This is a genomic window from Actinoplanes sp. NPDC049118 (assembly GCF_040648555.1).
In the GTDB taxonomy this organism is placed as follows: Bacteria; Actinomycetota; Actinomycetes; order Mycobacteriales; family Micromonosporaceae; genus Actinoplanes.
The window spans coordinates 92,465-107,639 of sequence record NZ_JBEZDY010000012.1 but is presented as its reverse complement, the minus strand read 5'-3'; the positions used below and the strand labels follow the sequence as shown (position 1 = coordinate 107,639).

Sequence of the window (15,175 nt, the reverse complement as noted above, 5' to 3'; positions counted from 1 at the left end):
ATCAGCGCCGGCGGTTCGGGCGGCCGCCGCTGGCGGCGCGCCCCTGCACGGCATGGACGGACTGCGTGGCCTGTTGCTCCTGGTCGGCGTCGAAGCGGGCGTACGCGTCGACGATCTCGGCGACCAGCCGGTGCCGCACGACGTCGGAGCTGGACAGCTCCGCGAAGTGCACGTCCTCGACGTCGCGCAGGATCTCCCGGACGACGCGGAGCCCGCTGCTGGTGCCCCCGGGCAGGTCGACCTGGGTGACGTCGCCGGTCACCACGATCTTCGCACCGAAGCCGAGCCGGGTGAGGAACATCTTCATCTGCTCGGGAGTCGTGTTCTGCGCCTCGTCGAGAATGATGAACGCGTCGTTCAAGGTCCTTCCCCGCATGTAGGCCAGCGGGGCGACCTCGATCGTGCCCGCCTGCATCAGCCGCGGGATCGACTCGGGGTCGAGCATGTCGTGCAGCGCGTCGTAGAGCGGCCGCAGGTACGGGTCGATCTTCTCGTTGAGCGTGCCGGGCAGGAAGCCGAGCCGCTCGCCGGCCTCGACCGCCGGGCGGGTGAGGATGATCCGGCTGACCTGCTTGGCCGTCAGGGCCTGCACGGCCTTCGCCATCGCCAGGTAGGTCTTGCCGGTGCCGGCGGGGCCGATGCCGAAAACGATCGTGTTCTCGTCGATGGCATCGACGTAGCGCTTCTGCCCCAGCGTCTTGGGGCGGATGGTCTTGCCGCGCCGGGACAGGATGTTGAGGGTGAGCACCTCGGCGGGGCGCTCGGCGGTGTTCTGCTCGAGCATCGCGACGGTGCGGCGGACGGCGTCGACGCTCAGCGTCTCGCCCTTCTCGGTCAGCTCGATCAGCTCCGAGAAGAGGCGCTCCGCGGTCGCGTTGTCGGCGGGTGCGCCGGTGATGGTGATCTCGTTGCCGCGGACGTGCACGTCGCTGGTGAGGATGCGCTCGATCAGCCGCAGGATCTCGTCCTTGGCGCCGAGTAGATTCACCATGATCTTAGGGTCGGAGACCGAGATTCTGGTCTGCACCCGAGCGGCGGCGCTGCTGGAATCGGTGCCGGTCATAGGGCGGCCGTGAGGCCTACGCCACCTGCTCTCTTTCTCGTCCCCGCCGATGGTCGGCGGCCCGCGTGAGGATCGTGCCATCGTATCCGGTCGGCGCCCCTGCCGCCGAGGCCATTATCGGCGGGTCCGCCGCCGGTAGACAGCCGGGTCAGCCCGTGGAGACCGGCACGCCGTCGAACGTCTCCTGCACCCGGGTGAACCGGTAGGTCGCCCAGTGCATCCGGACCACCGTGCCGTCGGCGTCGCGGGTCAGCCGGAGCAGCTCGCCGGCCTCGCGCCCGGAGACCGTCCGGAGCAGGTCCGGCTGGTCGGGCAGCGGCCGGAAGATCGACGGCGGCCGGTCCGCCGGCGCGTCGGCGGCGCGGGACTGCAGGGCACCGTCGTGCCAGCTGAAGACGTGTGCGAAGCCCTCGCCCCACCACGGCCCGAGCACCGACCGGTACGCCTCCGGCGCGGCCTTGCCGGGCGCCCAGGGCCGGATCTCGGCCGGGTCGGCCTCGACCGCGAGCCCGAGCAGCTCGTGCACCAGCTCGTTGATCTCGACGGCCGTGCCGGAGGAGCCCAGCACCGCCGCGCCCAGCGCGCCCGGGTTGCCCTCCCCGCCCCGGCGGCCGTACACGCCGGCCAGGAAGCCGGGCATGGCGCCGTCGTGCCCCACGTGCATCACCCGCTTGCCCTGCGGCGCCAGGATCAGCCCGAGACCGAAGCCGCCGGCCCAGAGCGTCTCGTCGGTGGTGGTCTGCGGCCAGCACATCTCGGCGACGGTGGCCGCCGGGAGTACCCGGGAGCCCGGGTCGACGGTCTCCGGGCCCGTCAGGAAGGCGGCCCAGCGGGCCATGTCGCCGGCGGTGCTCCAGAGCTGCGCTGCGGGCGCGGCGCCGCCCAGGTCCAGCTGCGGCTCGGGCCGGGCCGCGTCCGAGTACCTGTCCACCAGGTAGCCGACGACGGCGTCACCGGTCGGCTCGACCGTGGTGGCGGAGAGGGACAGGGGCTCGAGGATCCGGTCGCGCAGCACGGACGCCCAGGTGCCGCCGCGCAGCCTGGCCACCAGCTGCCCCAGCACCGCCAGGGCGAGGTTGGAGTAGTGGTAGCGGCGGTTGTTGGGCAGCACCCGCTCGGCCAGCGCGAGGTCGGCGAGCAGGCCGGCGTCGTCCGGCGCGACCAGCACGTCCCACACGTCGCCGTGCGGCTCGCGCTGCAGGCCCGCCGTGTGCGACAGGAGCCGGCGGATGGTGGCGCCGCCGTGCGCGGGCACGTCCAGGTGTGCGGAGATCGGGTCGTCCAGGTCGAGCAGGCCGTCGTCGCGGGCCTGCATGACCAGTACGGCGGTGAACGTCTTGGTGACCGAGCCGATCCGGAACCGGCTGTCCGCGTCCAGCGGGTGATCGGCGTTGCCCGAGTCCCCGACGGTGCAGGTCCAGAGGGCGCGGTCGGGGCGGTGCAGCGCGACGGAGAGCGCCGGGACCCGGGCGTCGGCCTGTACCCGGCGCACCGCGCGTTCGAGCCGTTGCTGGGGCGTCACCGGGACACCATCGGGCCGAGCGGCCGGCCGCCGAGCACGTGGGCGTGCACGTGGAAGACCTCCTGGCCGCCGTTGGCGCCGCTGTTGAAGATCAGCCGGAAGCCGTCGGTGAGCAGGCCCTCGGCCTCGGCGACCGCGGAGGCCGCGGCCAGCACGTCGGCCGCGGCCTTCGGATCCGCGTTCGCGATCGCGGCGACATCCCGGTGGTGCTCCTTGGGGATCACCAGGACGTGCACCGGGGCCTTCGGGTCGATGTCGCGGAAGGCGAGCGTGGTGTCGGTCTCGTGCACGACGGTCGCGGGGATCTCTCCGGCGACGATGCGGCAGAACAGGCAGTCGTTGTCCACCCGGAAGATCCTAGAGTGACCTCATGACAGGACGGGCGATCCTCGTGACCGGTTCCTCCCGTGGCATCGGGCGGGCGATCGCCGCTCGTTTCGCCGCGGACGGCGACCGGGTCGCGATCCATCACCGCGACTCGGCCGACCTGGCGGAGCGTCTGGCCGCGGAGCTGCCCGGCACCGGCCACGTCGTGGTCCGTGCCGACCTGGCGGACCCCGCCGCGGTACGCGCCATGGTCGACGACGCGGCGGCGCGGCTCGGCGCGCTGGACGTACTGGTCAACAACGCGGGCATCTACGGCCCGGTGGACCGCCCGCACCCGGTCTTCGGCACCGGCTACGACGAGTGGCAGGCGACCTGGCGCCACACGTTCGACGTCAACCTCTTCGGCGCGGCGAACGCGGCGTGGGCGGCGGCGCAGCACATGCGCGGCCGCGGCGGCCGGATCGTCAACGTGTCGTCGCGCGGCGCGTTCCGCGGCGAGCCGGACCAGCCCTCGTACGGCGCCAGCAAGGCGGCACTCAACTCGATGGCGCAGTCGCTGGCGGTGGCGCTGGCCCCGTACGGGATCGGGGTGGCCTGCGTGGCGCCCGGCTTCGTCGAGACGGACATGACGAACGAGCACCTCAAGGCCGAGCGGGGCGAGGCGGTCCGTGCGCAGAGCCCGTTCCACCGGGTGGCCCAGCCGGCGGAGATCGCGAGCGCGGTGCACTGGCTGGCGTCGGGCGAGGCGGAGTGGGCCTCGGGCACGATCATCGACCTGAACGGGGCCTCGTACCTGCGCACGTAAGATCCACCGGAGCCGACTGATGGGAGCGCTTCCATGGATGACCTGCTGGCCCGGTTGACCCTCGAGGAGAAGGTGTCGCTGCTGGGCGGCCAGGACTTCTGGTCCCTGCCCGCGATACCGAAGATCGGGCTGCGCTCGCTGGTGATGTCCGACGGCCCGATCGGCGTCCGCGGCACCGGCTGGGCACCGGAGGACCCGTCGATCGCGCTGCCCAGCCCCACCGCGCTCGCCTCGACCTGGGACCCCACGCTGGCCCGCAAGGCCGGGCGGCTGCTCGGCCAGGAGTCCCGGCGCAAGGGCGTGCACCTGCTGCTGGGCCCGACGGTCAACCTGCAGCGGACCCCGCTCGGCGGGCGGCACTTCGAGTGCTACTCGGAGGATCCGCTGCTCACCGGCGAGATTGGGGCGGGCTTCGTGGAGGGCGTGCAGGAGCACGGCGTCGGCACGACGGTCAAGCACCTGGTGGGCAACGACTTCGAGACCGACCGGATGACCGTGGACGTGCGCATCGGCGAACGGGCGCTGCGGGAGCTGTACCTCGCGCCGTTCGAGCGGATCGTCGCGGCGGGCGGCTGGGGCGTGATGAGCGCGTACAACGCGGTGAACGGGCAGCCGATGGCCTCGAACGGGCGCCTGCAGTCGGACGTGCTCAAGGACGAGTGGGGCTTCGACGGCATCGTGGTCTCCGACTGGCGTGCCGCCCGCTCGACGGTCGGCGCGGCGCTCGGCGGCCTCGACGTCGCCATGCCGGCCCTGGAGAACCCGTGGGGCGACCGGCTGGTCGCGGCGGTGCGCGCCGGCGAGGTGCCCGAGGACGCCGTGGACGACAAGGTACGCCGGGTGCTGCTGCTGGCCGCCCGGGTCGGGCTGCTCGACGGCGTACCCCCGGCGGTGCTGCCGCCGCCGGAGGACCTGGACGGGGCCGCCGTGGCACACGAGATCGCGGCCCGGTCCTTCGTGCTGGCGCGCAACGAGAACTTCACGCTGCCCCTCGAGGCGGTGGCCCTGACGAAGGTGGCGGTGATCGGCGCGCTGGCGACGGACGCGCGGGTGCTCGGCGGCGGCAGCGCCCAGGTGACGCCGCCGTACGTGATCTCGCCGCTGGACGGCCTGGGCCGGGCGCTGTCCGGCGTGGACGTCGAGTACGCGGTCGGCGCGGACCCGCGGCCGTTCCTGCCGGTGCTGCCGCTGGCGACGTCGGTCGAGCTGATGGGCGCCGGGCACAAGTTCGGCGTGCAGACCGCGGCCGTGCGCTGGATCGGCGACCTGCCCGGCGGCGTCGACCCGGCCGACGTGACCGGCATGGAGCTGCGCACCACGTTCACGCCGGAGGACGACGGCGAGCACACGTTCGCCGTCTCCGGCTTCGGCACGTTCGACCTGTGGGTCGGCAGCGAGCACCTGTACGTCGGCGCGCTGCACCCCGTCGGCGCCACCCGGGCCGACCTGCTGCTGTCGCCGCGCGAGCACCGGGCGATCGTGCCGCTGAAGGCGGGCGAGCCGGTCGAGATCGTGGTGCGGCAGACGATCCAGCCGGGCATGGCGCACACGGTCAGCGCGGCGCTGGGCCACCGCGGGCCGGGCGTCTCCGCGGAGAGCATGATCACCGAGGCGGTGGAGCTCGCGGCCGAGTCCGACGTCGCGGTCGTCGTGGTGGGCACGACCGAGCAGGTCGAGTCCGAGGGCTTCGACCGCGCCTCGCTCTCGCTGCCGGGCAACCAGGACGAGCTGGTGGCCCGGGTGGCGGCGGCGAACCCACGCACGATCGTGGTGGTGAACGCCGGCTCACCGGTGCTGCTGCCGTGGGAGGACGACGTGGCCGCGGTGCTGCTGACCTGGTTCCCGGGGCAGGAGGCGGGAGCGGCGCTCGCCGACGTGCTGCTCGGCGTCCTCGAACCGGGCGGGCGGCTGCCGACGACCTGGCCGCGCCGCGAGCACGACTGCCCGATCCTCGAGGTGGTGCCCCACGACGGCGTGGTCGCGTACGACGAGGGCCTCTTCATCGGCTACCGCGCCTGGCAACGTTCGGGCAACACGCCGCTGTACGCGTTCGGCCACGGCCTGGGCTACACGACGTGGGAGTACGAGATGCTCGCGGTGTCGGCGACCGAGGCGCTGGTGACGCTGACGAACACCGGCGCACGCTTCGGTAGCGAGATCGTCCAGGTGTACGCGGAGCCGCAGGGTCCGCCGCCGGTGGGCGTGGGACCGGCCGGGGTGGTGCCGGAGCGGCCGGCGAAGTGGCTGGCCGGCTTCGAGGCGGTGTCGGCCCACCCCGAGGAGACGGTGACCGTGCGGATCCCGCTGCCGCCGCGGACCTGGCAGGTCTGGGACTCCGGGTGGCACACCGTGCCGGGAACGTACGCGGTGACCGCGGCACACGCCCTCGACGACCCGCGGCTGACGGCGACGCTGGAGCTGTAGAAACCGAAGGGCCACGACCGTCCGCAGGTCGTGGCCCTTTCGGTTGCTGTGCCTCAGTTCCGGGTCACCGTCAGGTCCAGGCCCTCGGCCTCGTCGTGGGTCCAGGCGACGGTGAAGCCGGGCCAGTCGCCCTGCAACTCACCGTCGGCGGCGACCGTGGAGTACATCCGCGAGCTCAGCGCGCCGGGGACCTGCAGGGTGTCGAGAATGCAGGTCATCGCGCTCTCGGAGAGGCCGTCCTTGGACTTCGTCCCGGCGCCGTCCACGATCAGCTTGCGGTTGCGATCGGCGAATTTGGTGGCCCGCTTGACCGGGTCGCACTTGGCGACGGCGACGAGCAGGGGATCCTGCTCCCCGGCGGCGACGGGCTCCTGCCCGTTGCCGCCACCGTCGCTGTCGAGCAGCTTGGGCACGAAAACGATGCCGGCGGCAACCAGCAGGACGGCGAAGATGATCCAGGGAAGCGGACTTCGCTTCCGGGCGTGCGGTTGTGGCGGGGTCTGGCGAGGGTGCGTCATATGGGTCCTTCGCGTCGGGGGGAGGGGGCGGACGCGCGGACGAAGTGTGCGCCCCCACACGCAGCAAGACAACGATCACGGTGCGAACTGACTAATCGGACGAGTCGACTGTGGAAGTAAGTCTTACCAGACCCCTCAGGTTCAGTCACACACAGTTATATATATCACTCCACGAAGATAGACCGTTACTCTTAGCCGCCGATGATCTATATGCTGTCGGCACCGCAACCTTCGCGTCGCCGCCCCGCCGGGATCACACCCCGATCAGCGCCGGGGCCGACTTCCGGGCCACGACGGAGTCCAGGATCTCGCCCACCCGGATCGCAGTGTTCGACAGCAGCGCCGACGTGATGCCATGGGTGTGCTCCGTGCCGCCCTGCAGGTAGATGCCGACCCGCAGCCGGGGGTCGGTCGCCGCGCGGTAGTCCCGCTCCACCCGTGGCCTGCCCTGCTCGTCACGCCCGCACAGGTCGCCGAGTTCGCCGAGGATCGCGTACGGGTCCGCCTGGTGGTAGCCCGTCGCACACACCACGACGTCGGCCGCCAGGTTCGTCGTCTCGCCGGTCACCAGCGACCTGATGCTCGCCACCACCCGGTCCGGGCCGTCGCTCACCCGGGTCATCCGGGACACGTTCAGCATGCGCAGGCGCTGCCGGCCGAGGACCTTCTCCTGGTACGCGCGCCGGTACAGGTCGTCGATCAGGTCGATGTCCACCACGGAGTAGTTCGTGTTGGCGTGGTAGCCCATCAGCTGCCGCTTCACGTCCTCGGGCGCGAGGTAGAAGTCGTCGACCGCCTCCGGGTCGAAGATCCGGTTGGCGAACGAGCTGTCGTCCGCGGGCGAGTAGCCGTACCGCGAGAAGACCGCGCAGATCTCCGCCGTCGGGAACTCCCGGTGCATGGTCGCCACGGCCTCCGCCGCGCTCTGCCCGGCACCCACCACGACGATGCGCTCGGGATCGGCGCCCTTGAGCTTCGGCATGTTGTGCAGCAGGTCGCTGGTGTGCCAGACCCGGTCGGACGCCGTGACGCCCTCCGGCAGCCGCGGGCGCAGGCCCGTGCCGATCACCAGGTTGCGGGCCCGGTGGGTGCTCAGCCGGCCGCCCTGGCGGGACAGCACGTCGGCCGCCACCACGTCGCCGGCCGTGTCGGTCACCGGGGTGACCGACAGCACCTCGGCGTCGTAGGTGACCTGACCGTCGACCTGCTCCGCCGCCCAGGCGAAGTAGTCGTGGAACTCCACGCGCAGCGGGAACAGGTTCTTGTGGTTGATGAAGTCGATGAGCCGGCCCCGGCTGTGCAGGTAGCGCAGGAAGCTGAACTCGCTTGTCGGGTTCCGCAGCGTCACCAGGTCCTTGAGGAAGGAGACCTGCATGGTGGCGTCGTCGAGCAACATGCCACGGTGCCAGCCGAAGCCGGCCTGGCGCTCGAGGAATCGCGCTGTGACCTGCGCATCCGGACCGCCCGCGTTGTTGTGCTCCGACACGGCGATGGCCATGGCCAGATTGGACGGGCCAAAGCCGATCCCCACGACATCGAGTTCAGGTTCAGACATGTCCGTCCCCTCAATGGCGGGGCCGATCTGGCCCCGGATTTCGGTTAGCCTAACCTAAGCCTCTGCGGTGGCGTCCGCAGTGTCGAGTGAGGGAGTGATCCATGCGTGTCGTCATGTTCGGTTTCCAGACCTGGGGGCACCGCACCCTGCAGGCCCTGCTGGACTCGGAACACGATGTGGTCATGGTGGTGACCCATCCCGCCGGCGACGGCGCGTACGAGAAGGTCTGGTCCGATTCGGTGGCCGACCTGGCGCGGGCCAACGGCGTGCCCGTCCTGCTGCGTGAACGGCCGGACGACGAGGAGCTCCACGACGCACTCAAGCAGGTCGCGCCGGACGTCATCGTGGCCACCAACTGGCGCACCTGGATCCCGCCGCGCATCTTCAACCTGCCCGCGTTCGGCACGCTCAACGTCCACGACGCGCTGCTTCCGGCGTACGCGGGATTCTCGCCCCTGATCTGGGCCCTGCTCAACGACGAGCCCGAGGTCGGCGTCACCGCACACATGATGGACGACACGCTGGACGCCGGGCCGATCGTGCTGCAGCGCGCCGTCCCGGTCGGCCCCACCGACACCACGACCGACCTGTTCAACAAGACGCTCGAGCTGTTCGGGCCGATCACCGTCGACGGCCTGGCCGAGATCGCCGGCGGCCGGCGCGACTTCGTCCCGCAGGACCGCAGCAAGGCGAGCTTCTTCCACAAGCGGTCGGAGGAGGACATCCGCATCGACTGGACCTGGACCGCCGAGGAGCTCGAGCGGCTGGTCCGGGCGCAGTCGGCGCCCTACCCGCAGGCCTTCTGCTATCACAAGGGACGGCGGCTGGAGATCGTCACCGCGGCCGTCTCGCAGGCGGTCTACGGCGGGACGCCCGGGCGCATCTTCTTCCGCGAGGGCGACGGGGTGGCGATCGTGGCGGGCGCGGAGGCCCGGCGCGGGCGCAGCAGGGCGCTGCTGATCCGCTCGGTGCGCACCGACGAGGGCGTCGAGCTGCCGGCGCATGAGTACTTCAAGACCATGGGCGGCTACCTGACCAGCCACCCCGACCGCTAGCGCACGCCGAACGAGGCCGCGACCATGGGCTCCGCCCGGGGTCGCGGCCTCGTTCGTGCGGCGGGGCCACCGCCGTGGGACGGCGGCCCCGCGGTGCTCAGTGGACCAGCACCTTGCCCGAGATCTGGTCGTCCGCGCCCGGCACCGGCGCCGAGGGGTCCGAGCCGATCTCGATCAGTTCGTTGCGCTCGTTCACGTGCGCGACGCGGGGCGCGTAGTCGGCCCGCTCACGCTCGTCGACCTGCTTGAACGACATGATGATGATCAGGTCGCCGACCGAGACGAGGCGGGCCGCCGCGCCGTTGATGCCGATTACGCCGGAGCCGGCCGGGCCCTCGATGACGTACGTCACCAGGCGGGCGCCGTTGTCGATGTCGACGACCTGCACCTGCTCGCCCTCGACCAGGTCGGCCGCGTCCATCAGGTTCTTGTCGATGGTGATCGAGCCAACGTAGTGCAGGTCAGCCTGGGTCACGGTGGCCCGATGGATCTTGCCGCCGAGCAGGGTCCGCTGCATGTGTCGTCCTCCTGAGGTGGGTTACCGCGAAAAGAATAGGGCCCTGGAGCCGCTGCGGAAGCAAAGGTAGCCTAACCTAACCTTCAGACCGAGCCAACGGACCCCCGATCGAGGAGCCACATACATGAACCGACGCCTGGGCGGGTGGCGCCGCGCGCTGACCGTCGCCGCCGCCGGACTTCTCGCCGCCACCACCATCACCGCCTGCGCCTCCGACGAGGACAAGCCCGCCGCGCCCACCGCGTCGGGTTCCGCCGCGGCGGCGTTCCCCGTCACCATCGAGCACAAGTTCGGCTCGACCAAGATCGAGAAGCAGCCGGAGCGGGTCGTCACCGTCGGCTGGAACGACCAGGACCCGGTGCTGGCGCTCGGCGTCGTGCCGGTGAGCACCCGCGAGTGGTTCACCGAGTACCCGACGTACCCGTGGGTCAAGGACGCGCTCGGCGGCAAGCAGCTGACCACGTTCTCCGCGGAGCTCAACTTCGAGGCGATCATCAAGCAGCAGCCGGACCTGATCCTGGCGATCTACGAGACGATCAACAAGGAGACATACGAGAAGCTGTCGCAGATCGCGCCCACGGTCATCCAGTCCTCGGCGTACGCCGACGAGCAGACCCCGTGGGACGTGCAGACCCTGACCACCGGCAAGGCCCTCGGCAAGTCCGCCGAGGCGCAGGCGCTGGTCGACAAGGTCAACGCGAAGATCACCGAGGCGAAGAGCGCGAACCCGCAGTTCGCCGGCAAGACCCTCGTCGTGGACTTCGGCCCGGAGAAGGGCCAGCACTGGCTGATCCCCGCGAAGGACCCGCGCCGCGCCCTGTTCGACGCGCTCGGCTTCGCCGCGCAGACCGAGTCCGAGGACGTCAGCGAGGAGCGGCTCGACCTGCTCGACCGCGACGTGCTCTTCGTCAACGGCGCGACGAAGAAGGACATGCTGGCCTCCCCCGCGTTCAGCCGCCTCAAGGTGGCCACCGAGGACCGCACCCTCTACACGTCGTTCTCCACCCCGCTGGGCGGGGCGCTGGCCTACAGCGGCCCGAACGCGCTGCTCTACGCGCTGGACATCCTGGTGCCGCAGCTGAAGAACGCCACGGACGGCGACAAGGCGACCCCGGTCAGCGACCTGTCGAACGCCGCCTGAGGCGACGCCGCGACAACGAGGAGGGGCGGCCCCGGCCGCCCCTCCTCCACGTGCGCCCACCTGTGATCATGATCCCTATGACGGGCGACGCGGTGGTGCAGCAGGTGGGCGGGCGGCCCTGGGTCTCGTGGTGGCGGATGCTGCGGATCGCGCTGCTGGCCGGCTGGGTCGCGTGGGCCTGCCTCGCCTGGTGGGCGGCGCCCCGGGAGGCGAGCGCCGCGCAGGCCCGTGCCGACCTGGCGGGCGGACATGTCACCTCGTACGAGTGGGGCGACGACTGGGAGCACGACGGCGGGCCGATCCTCCCCGTCGATGTGCGCCTCCGGTCATCCGGCAGCGCCGGCCCGATCTTCCTGTGGCACACCGGCGACGGCCGGACCCACTACACCGTCCTGGACGACGGCGCGACCAGCTACCCGCCGGCCACCGCGGAGAACGGGCTGGAGTATTCCGGACCGCAGGCACAGGCCCTCGGCCTCGCCGTGCAGGCCTACCAGGACCGGGGAGCGCCACCCGAGCCGCCGACCAAGACGATCATGGCCGGGCTCGCGATCGCCGGCAGCCTGCTGGTCCTCGGGGTGCTCGTCTCGGCGCCGGGACCGGTCATCGGCACCCGATGGTTCTGGTTCTGGGTGCTCACGGGCGTGCCGTTCGGCCTGGGTCTGCTCGCGTGGCTGGCCCGGGAACGGCCTTGGTCGCCGCGGGCCGAACCCCGCGAGAAGCCGTACCGGTGGTACGTCGGCATCGGCCTCGCCTTCCTGAGTGGACTGCTGATCAGCCTCGCCACCTGGGGCCTGCACAGCCTGTTCGGCGACGCCCTGATCCCCGATCCCGCCTGATCCAGCCGGCCGGATTCGCCCGCAACGACCTGCGCCCGCCCTGGCGGTCGCGTCGGCCACCCGCCGGCCGGCCCGGCAGGACGTCACCGATCCTCGTCGACGGACCTCCAGGACGCCACCGCCGCCTCCCACGCCAGCCAGTGCAGCAACTGCCGCTCCGCCTTTCGCGAGGCGACCGGAAGACGCCGGAAGGTGGTGAGTGACACGTCGAGCCGACCGAACCGGATTCTCTTGCCCTCGCCGATCTCAACCGGCAGGCCTCCGCTCACGGCGATCACTCGGCATTTCCAGAGCGGCATGGGCTGCGCCTCATAGGAGTACGGCAGGAGGAAGAAGAGGACCTCCTCGTCAAGGCTCATGTCGTTGGCGTTCCAGCCGAGCCGCTCCCGTTCGGCCACCTCGGCGAGCGCGCGCAACTCCCGCGCCGACAAGACCCTTGCCGCCGCGGGGACCACCAGACCGGTCAACGTCGCTACGGTGCTTTCCCGCCGGAACGGCAGATACCGCGGCGGAATCATCAGTCGACCACGCCGACCACGACGACCGTCATCTCGGCCCCTCCTTGCAAATCGACGTCCGCTAACCTATCGCCCCTGGCCGACACCACAACCTCGCCCATCCGACCGCCGGGCCTCGACGGTCCGTCGCCGATTCATCGACAGATGTCGGTATCCTCCGCCGGCCGTCATTTCGCGGTGCCGCCCACCGGACGAGCGAGGCCCGATGCCGACATCGACACCAGACCTCCCCCGCCGGCGACCCGCGTCGCCCGGCACCTACAAGCGCAAGGCCGTCGACGCCTGCACCGCGCCGTCGGCGGCGCAGATGAAGGCGTGGGCGAAGTCGCCGTACCGGGCCGTGGTGGTCTGCTTCGGTGGCGTCGGCCGAGGCCGCAGGCAACTGCCGGCGATCACAGCAAGCACGTGCACATCGACCCGAGGCCGGGTATACCGTTAGCTATACTCGCCTGGTGAGCGATGAGTGGGAGATCTACCTCGTCGACGAGGTACGGGACTGGATCGGCAGCCTCGACCCAGTCGCCCACGCCCGCGTCGTGCAAGCCATCGATCTGCTCGCCGAGCGCGGACCGGGGCTCGGCCGACCGCTGGTCGACACGATTCACGACTCGACGATCGCAAACCTCAAGGAGCTACGCCCCGGCACCGTGCGCATCCTGTTCGCCTTCGACCCCTGGCGTTCCAGCATCCTGCTCGTCGCCGGCGACAAGGCCGGACGGTGGAACGAGTGGTACGCCGAAGCCATCCCCTTGGCCGAGCACCGCTACGAGACTTACCTGAAGGAACGCGCCCAGGAGGAAGGCCCAAAGTCATGAACAGCTATACGCGCTGGAGCGATATCCGAACCACACACGTCGAGCGGGCCGGCGGCGAGCAGGTGGTCGAGGAGGGCAAGCAGGAACTCCTCGCCACCGTCGTGGGTCACCGGCTGGCCGAGGTACGCCGCGCCCGCGGCCTGACCCAGCAGCAGGTCGCCGACCACATGGGCGTCACCAAGGGCCGCGTCTCACAGATCGAGCAGGGAAAGATCTCCGGCCAGGACGTCCTCGCCCGCTACGCCGCCGCGCTCGGCGGACGCCTGCACCAGGCCATCTACTTCGACGACGGCAACATCTCCGCTATCGCGTAACGCAATCCGCATTAAAGACGGGCGAGGCGAGGTTTCGCCAAAGCGCGAAAGCCGATCAGCGCGCGGCCTACCCTTGACGGAGATCCAACTCTGCGGCGGATCCCGCGCTGCCCGCCAGGCCAGGACGTCGAAAAGGCGGTCCATCGTATCCGGCCGATTAGCTGCTTGATACGGACGTTTCGGCACCTGGGGCGGGCCACGGCACGAGGAGGTGACGATGCCCGAGGACAGTTGGCACGCTGCCCGATTGATTCCCACGTCCGGCATCAACGGCGCCGAGGAACAGGAGCGCCGCGCCACTTCCGCTCTACTCGCCGTGATGAGCGCGGTGCGGGAGTTCGGCAGGGCAATCACCCAGCCGTACGGTGCGCCGGCCGGATCTCTTCAAACCTTCATCGAGGTGCCGTTCACCCTGGGAGACGCCAAGTGCTTCCCGGACGGCCTTATTCACGTGACTCGCGGTCAACGCCAATGGAACGCGCTTGTCGAGGTCAAGACCGGCAGCAATGACCTCCAGGCCGAGCAGCTCGACCGTTACCTCGATGTCGCCAAGGAGCAGGGCTTCGACGCCTTGATCACAATTTCGAACGAGATCCCCCCGGTACCCGGTCAACATCCGACCGGGGTGGACAAGCGCAAGCTGAAGAAGGTAGCGCTGCATCATCTGCCATGGTCGGAAGTTCTGACCATCGCCGTGATGCAGAAGGAATACCGCGGGGTGGCGGACCCCGAGCAGGCATGGATCCTGGGTGAGCTGATCAGGTACCTCGAACATCCGAGGTCGGGGGCCTTGGAGTTCAGCGACATGGGATCGAGCTGGGTCCGACTGCGTGAGGCGATCGGCGCAGGGACGCTACGGGCGACTGACGCGGTGGCGGCCGAGGTCGCGGCGAGATTCGATGCGCTCGTGCGGTTCGCCGGGTTGAAGCTCGGCCGAAAACTCGGCACCGAGATAGTTCCGGCACTCAATCGCCGGGAGTTGGCCGAGCCCGCCACGCGCACCCAGACGCTCGTCTCACAACTTGTCACGACTGGTGCGATGACGTCTGCCCTACAGATTCCGGGTGCGATCGGTGCCCTGTACGTGACGGCGGATCTTCGCGCGTCAAAGGTCGTCTGTCATGTCGACGTGGGCGCGCCGCGCGAGGGCCGCCCGACGACCCGGGTCAACTGGCTGGTCCGTCAGCTCGCCGAAGCGCCAGAAACCGTACGTGTGGAATCGTTCGCCGCGTACTCCCGGGGGCCAGGTCACGCGGAGCTGTTGAAGAGCGTGCGGGAGAAGCCGGCGCTCCTGATCGGCGATCCCAGCAAGGAGCTGAAAACCTTCCGCGTCGCGGCGACCTCGGCGGCCGGCGCGAAGCGGGGAACCGGTCGCGGGTCATTCATCGATTCGGTGCTCGAGGCCATCGACGGCTTCTACGTACAGGTCATTCAAAACCTCAGGCCTTGGATGCCCGCACCACCGAAACTTCGCTCCCAAGAGGAAGTGGTCGAGGTCGAGCCCGTACGGTCGGCGCTCGTCTCGACCGCCATCTCGTCTCAGGACGAGCCGCAGATACGACCGGACGCGGCCGCTGAACCCGTGGCGGTGAATGCGGAAGAACCGGTTGACCGGGAAGCGACTGCCGAGCAGGAGAAAAGTGCGACGGCACCGCCGATGTTCAATTGAGCGTCGGCAGGCGCGGCGCGTGTGTTACGGATAGGTCCGCCAGCCGCAGAGCCGGTCGTGGCGATCATGCGCACGACCCGCTCCGCGGCGAGA

The 15,175-nt window shown here is 70.4% G+C and carries 15 protein-coding genes; 8 read left to right on the top strand and 7 right to left on the bottom strand.

All coding sequences use genetic code 11. The annotated features are described in order from the left end of the window. Position 1: 1 nt before the first annotated feature. The 3 genes from AB0B58_RS20295 to AB0B58_RS20285 all read right to left on the bottom strand — a co-directional run bounded on the left by AB0B58_RS20295 (position 2) and on the right by AB0B58_RS20285 (position 2,932). Positions 2-1,063, bottom strand: coding sequence for a PhoH family protein (locus tag AB0B58_RS20295; protein ID WP_360225460.1), 1,062 nt, complete (start codon positions 1,061-1,063; stop codon positions 2-4). Between the two features lie 148 nt (positions 1,064-1,211). Continuing rightward, positions 1,212-2,585 (bottom strand): serine hydrolase domain-containing protein, encoded by a 1,374-nt coding sequence (locus AB0B58_RS20290; protein ID WP_360225458.1) that lies wholly within the window; start codon positions 2,583-2,585, stop codon positions 1,212-1,214. Further along, positions 2,582-2,932, bottom strand: coding sequence for a histidine triad nucleotide-binding protein (locus AB0B58_RS20285; protein ID WP_360225456.1), 351 nt, complete (start codon positions 2,930-2,932; stop codon positions 2,582-2,584). The genes AB0B58_RS20290 and AB0B58_RS20285 overlap by 4 nt, the downstream gene beginning before the upstream one ends. Positions 2,933-2,955: 23 nt before the next feature. Between AB0B58_RS20285 and AB0B58_RS20280 the strand changes: the two genes are divergently transcribed. Together AB0B58_RS20280 and AB0B58_RS20275 are read left to right on the top strand one after the other, a co-directional pair. Continuing rightward, entirely contained in the window at positions 2,956-3,717 is a 762-nt protein-coding gene (locus AB0B58_RS20280) for an SDR family oxidoreductase (protein WP_360225454.1), read from the top strand. 33 nt (positions 3,718-3,750) lie between these two features. Beyond that, on the top strand, positions 3,751-6,141 hold the full coding sequence (locus tag AB0B58_RS20275; RefSeq protein ID WP_360225452.1) for a glycoside hydrolase family 3 C-terminal domain-containing protein: 2,391 nt from the start codon (positions 3,751-3,753) through the stop codon (positions 6,139-6,141). Between the two features lie 53 nt (positions 6,142-6,194). On the opposite strand, the gene AB0B58_RS20270 is transcribed toward AB0B58_RS20275, so the two are convergent. After that, on the bottom strand, positions 6,195-6,659 hold the full coding sequence (locus AB0B58_RS20270; RefSeq protein ID WP_360225450.1) for a hypothetical protein: 465 nt from the start codon (positions 6,657-6,659) through the stop codon (positions 6,195-6,197). A gap of 253 nt (positions 6,660-6,912) precedes the next feature. Next, complete coding sequence (locus AB0B58_RS20265) at positions 6,913-8,214, bottom strand: lysine N(6)-hydroxylase/L-ornithine N(5)-oxygenase family protein (RefSeq protein ID WP_360225448.1); 1,302 nt, start codon at positions 8,212-8,214, stop codon at positions 6,913-6,915. 101 nt (positions 8,215-8,315) lie between these two features. Between AB0B58_RS20265 and AB0B58_RS20260 the strand changes: the two genes are divergently transcribed. Continuing rightward, on the top strand, positions 8,316-9,269 hold the full coding sequence (locus AB0B58_RS20260) for a methionyl-tRNA formyltransferase (protein WP_360225446.1): 954 nt from the start codon (positions 8,316-8,318) through the stop codon (positions 9,267-9,269). A 97-nt stretch (positions 9,270-9,366) separates the two neighbouring features. On the opposite strand, the gene panD is transcribed toward AB0B58_RS20260, so the two are convergent. Continuing rightward, a complete protein-coding gene (gene panD / locus AB0B58_RS20255) occupies positions 9,367-9,786 on the bottom strand; it encodes an aspartate 1-decarboxylase (protein WP_360225444.1) in 420 nt (139 codons plus the stop codon). A gap of 124 nt (positions 9,787-9,910) precedes the next feature. On the opposite strand from panD, the gene AB0B58_RS20250 reads away from it, so the two are divergent. Together AB0B58_RS20250 and AB0B58_RS20245 are read left to right on the top strand one after the other, a co-directional pair. Next, on the top strand, positions 9,911-10,927 hold the full coding sequence (locus AB0B58_RS20250; protein WP_360225442.1) for an ABC transporter substrate-binding protein: 1,017 nt from the start codon (positions 9,911-9,913) through the stop codon (positions 10,925-10,927). Positions 10,928-11,004: 77 nt separating this feature from the next. After that, on the top strand, positions 11,005-11,766 hold the full coding sequence (locus AB0B58_RS20245) for a hypothetical protein (protein WP_360225440.1): 762 nt from the start codon (positions 11,005-11,007) through the stop codon (positions 11,764-11,766). Positions 11,767-11,849: 83 nt separating this feature from the next. Here the strand turns inward: AB0B58_RS20245 and AB0B58_RS20240 are convergent, their stop codons facing one another. Next, a complete protein-coding gene (locus AB0B58_RS20240; protein ID WP_360225438.1) occupies positions 11,850-12,233 on the bottom strand; it encodes a hypothetical protein in 384 nt (127 codons plus the stop codon). A 500-nt stretch (positions 12,234-12,733) separates the two neighbouring features. Between AB0B58_RS20240 and AB0B58_RS20235 the strand changes: the two genes are divergently transcribed. The 3 genes from AB0B58_RS20235 to AB0B58_RS20225 all read left to right on the top strand — a co-directional run bounded on the left by AB0B58_RS20235 (position 12,734) and on the right by AB0B58_RS20225 (position 15,082). Beyond that, entirely contained in the window at positions 12,734-13,099 is a 366-nt protein-coding gene (locus AB0B58_RS20235) for a type II toxin-antitoxin system RelE/ParE family toxin (RefSeq protein ID WP_360225910.1), read from the top strand. Further along, complete coding sequence (locus AB0B58_RS20230; RefSeq protein ID WP_360225436.1) at positions 13,096-13,413, top strand: helix-turn-helix transcriptional regulator; 318 nt, start codon at positions 13,096-13,098, stop codon at positions 13,411-13,413. Before AB0B58_RS20235 ends, AB0B58_RS20230 begins: the two co-directional genes overlap by 4 nt. Positions 13,414-13,630: 217 nt before the next feature. Then, a complete protein-coding gene (locus AB0B58_RS20225) occupies positions 13,631-15,082 on the top strand; it encodes a stress response protein (RefSeq protein ID WP_360225434.1) in 1,452 nt (483 codons plus the stop codon). Positions 15,083-15,175 lie beyond the last annotated feature (93 nt).